2 protein-coding genes are annotated in these 2,120 nt (G+C 70.5%); both read right to left on the reverse strand.

Features of this window, described 5'->3' with window-relative positions:
- The coding region (locus AOK24_RS07350) for a LutB/LldF family L-lactate oxidation iron-sulfur protein (protein ID WP_055719235.1) at positions 1 to 1,293 on the reverse strand (1,293 nt) is incomplete at its 3' end.
- Positions 1,290 to 2,045 carry a (Fe-S)-binding protein gene (locus AOK24_RS07355; protein WP_055719234.1) on the reverse strand — a complete coding sequence of 252 codons (756 nt, stop codon included), beginning with the start codon at positions 2,043 to 2,045 and terminating at the stop codon, positions 1,290 to 1,292. The genes AOK24_RS07355 and AOK24_RS07350, both read right to left, overlap by 4 nt.
- Positions 2,046 to 2,120 lie beyond the last annotated feature (75 nt).

The following is a 2,120-nucleotide window of genomic DNA, read 5'->3' on the forward strand; positions in this document are numbered from 1 at the left end:
GGCCCACCCCGCCGCCCGCATCGCGGCCCGCTCGGCGGCATGACCCTTCGCGGGCTTGAGCACGACCCGGTTCCCCTCCCGCACGACGGGCCCGCCCTGCACGACCCGCTCCCGCAGATGCACCAGCACCTCGGGGATGTCGATGGCGACGGGACACACCTCGTAACACGCCCCGCACAGCGACGACGCGTACGGCAGCGAGGCGTCGATCTCGCTTGCCGTGCCCCGGAGTTGGGGGCTGAGGATCGCGCCGATCGGCCCCGGATAGACCGAGCCGTAGGCGTGCCCCCCGGCCCGCTCGTACACCGGGCACACGTTCAGGCACGCCGAGCAGCGGATGCACCGCAGCGCCTGCCGCCCGACCTCGTCGGCGAGGGTGTCGCTGCGCCCGTTGTCCAGCAGGACCAGGTGGAAGACGCGCGGCCCGTCGCCGTCCGTCGTACCCGTCCAGGTACTCGTGTACGGGTTCATGCGCTCGGCGGTCGAGGAGCGCGGCAGGGTCTGGAGGAAGACCTCCAGGTCCTGCCAGGTCGGGACGATCTTCTCGATGCCGACGACCGAGATCAGCGTCTCGGGGAGGGTCAGGCACATCCGGCCGTTGCCCTCGGACTCGACGACGACGAGGGTGCCGGTGTCGGCGACCATGAAGTTGGCGCCGGAGACGCCGACCTTGGCGCGCAGGAACTTCTCCCGCAGGTGCAGCCGGGCCGCCTCGGCGAGTTCGGCGGGCGTGTCGGTGAGGCCCTCGGGCGCCGGGCGGCCCCACTCGCTCATCTCGGTGCGGAAGATGTCCCGGATCTCACCCCGGTTGCGGTGGATCGCCGGGACGAGGATGTGCGAGGGCCGGTCCTTGCCCAACTGGACGATCAGCTCGGCGAGATCGGTCTCGTAGGCGTGGATGCCCGCCGCTTCGAGCGCCTCGTTGAGGCCGATCTCCTGCGTGGCCATCGACTTGACCTTGACGACCTCCGACTCGCCGGTCTCCTTGACCAGTTGGGTGACGATCCGGTTCGCCTCGTCGGCGTCGGCCGCCCAGTGCACGGTGCCACCCGCAGCTGTGACCGACTCCTCCAACTGGACGAGATACCGGTCGAGATGGCGCAGCGTGTGGTCCTTGATCCGCTTGCCCGCCTCGCGCAGCTCGGCCCAGTCCGACACCTCGGCGACCGCCTTGGCGCGCTTGGCGCGGATCGTGTGCGTGGCGTGGCGCAGGTTCCCGCGCAGGGTCGCGTTGCCGACGGCCTCCTTCGCGGCCACCGGGAACGCCGGCATCCCTACGAACGTTCCACTCATACGGCGGGTTCCTCCTCCGTGCTCGCCAGGATCTCCGCGATGTGCACCGGCCGCATGCCGGTCCTGAGCCGGGCCATCGTCCCCCCGATGTGCATCAGGCACGAGTTGTCGGCGGCGCACAGCACCTCAGCGCCGGTCGACGCGGCGTTGCGGACCTTGTCCGCGCCCATCGCCGCCGAGACGTCGGAGTTCTTCACGGCGAAGGTCCCCCCGAACCCGCAGCACTCCTCGGCGCCCGGCAGCTCCACCAGCTCAAGTCCCTTGACGGCCTTGAGGAGTTGGTACGGCCGCCCGCCGAGCCCGAGGCTGCGCAGCCCGTGGCAGGTCGGGTGGTAGGTCACCGTGTGCGGGTAGTAGGCCCCCACGTCGGTCACCCCCAGCACGTCCACCAGGAACTCCGTCAGCTCGTACGTCTTCGGCACGACCGGCGCGAGCACCGTGGCCAGCGAGTCCCCCCGGCCCTCCGCCCGCGCCCGCTCGCCCATCCGGGGATACAGCTCCCGCACCATCGAACCGCACGACCCCGACGGGGTGACGATCGCGTCGTACCCCCCGAAGACATCGGAGAACTTCCGGGCCAGTGGTTCCGCCTGGTGCCGGTACCCGGTGTTGTAGTGGGCCTGCCCGCAGCACGTCTGCGCCATCGGGAAGTCCACGTCGACGCCCAGCCTGGTCAGGAGCTTCACCACGGCCCGGCCGGTGTCCGGATACAGCGTGTCGTTGACACAGGTCAGGAACAGAGCGACACGCATCGCGGCTCCTCGGGGTCAGTCATCGGATGAGTGCAGGGTAGTCGGAGACGGGGCGAGAGGGGAGAAGGCGGGGAG

This window comes from Streptomyces niveiscabiei, from assembly GCF_001419795.1.
Classification (GTDB): Bacteria; Actinomycetota; Actinomycetes; order Streptomycetales; family Streptomycetaceae; genus Streptomyces; species Streptomyces niveiscabiei.

What these genes read in the sequence shown, in the direction of transcription:
- AOK24_RS07355 (WP_055719234.1), bottom strand. Translation starts at nt 2,045, where the DNA reads ATGCGTGTCGCTCTGTTCCTGACCTGTGTCAACGACACGCTGTATCCG.